The following is a 989-nucleotide window of genomic DNA, read 5'->3' as shown; positions in this document are numbered from 1 at the left end:
AGCTGTAAAATGCCGTTGCCTACAGCACCTGTTTGTTGAAAGCCTTCATCTCTGTAACTATCATCAAGAAAAGGGTCTGCAAACATGCCCTTTTTGGCAACAGGTTCTTTAGAGTCAACATTGCTTTTAATACGCTCTAATTGCATCAATCGATCAAGCGAAAGCACTCGTTGAAAATAACGCCACATTTCATCATAGGGGGCAACCCGTGTGCCATCATTGACCACAACCGGCGTTTCAAGCCAATTGTTGGTAATGGTTGCAAGGGACAACACATCATCAGGGACACTGGGTGCCATGGGTTGGTCTACTGAGATACCTTTGATGTAAACCACATTGCCCCCCGTGTTGAGACCTATGCGGTCAATGCGGGGCAATTTATAAGTGTAACTGACGATAATATCACCACCCTCCGCACCCCCTGAGACTGTGATTTCCTGCGCTGTTACCTTATCAGCCGTGATTTTTGCGCGGTAACGGTAAGTCACCTTATAGCTGCTCCCTGCTAAAGGTTCGTCTCCCACGGGTGCCCAATCAATGGTGTCTCCGGTTTTTTTAAAATCTGTGCCTTCTTTAAATTCCTTGCTTCCTTGAACGATTTTTATAAACGCGGTGATGCTTTTATCAGGAACACCATCACGCCCAGCGGCAACGGCACCACGGGTGACGTTAACGGTTTTTTCTTTTGTCAACAAAAGAGACTGAATATCGGCAATAGGAAAATAATAGGGTTTAAAGGTAAAACTTGTTTTCCCTTTTGAAGGCGCAAAAATATGCGTTTCGCTAGGAACAACGCTTGTCGAAAAGTCCTCGAGTTCTTCATGACGCAAAGCCGCTAAGCGTTTGCGTTTGAAACCATTGATATTGGCTTCTCCTTCTTGAATGCTAAACACTTGGCAACCGTTATTGGCTCCCAATGCGCTCACACGGCAGCCACTCACGATATAATGTCCATGGGCGCGGTCGTACGTCGCAATGGCTTGCATGGC

At 46.3% G+C, this 989-nt stretch carries 1 protein-coding gene; it reads right to left on the bottom strand.

The window, feature by feature from the left end:
- Positions 1-989: DUF4815 domain-containing protein (locus ACFILA_RS09595; protein WP_375661133.1), on the bottom strand; the 989-nt coding region annotated here is incomplete at both ends.

Source organism: Bartonella sp. CL71SXKL (assembly GCF_042194935.1).
Classification (GTDB): Bacteria; Pseudomonadota; Alphaproteobacteria; order Rhizobiales; family Rhizobiaceae; genus Bartonella.
This window is presented reverse-complemented; position numbering and strand designations above follow the sequence as displayed.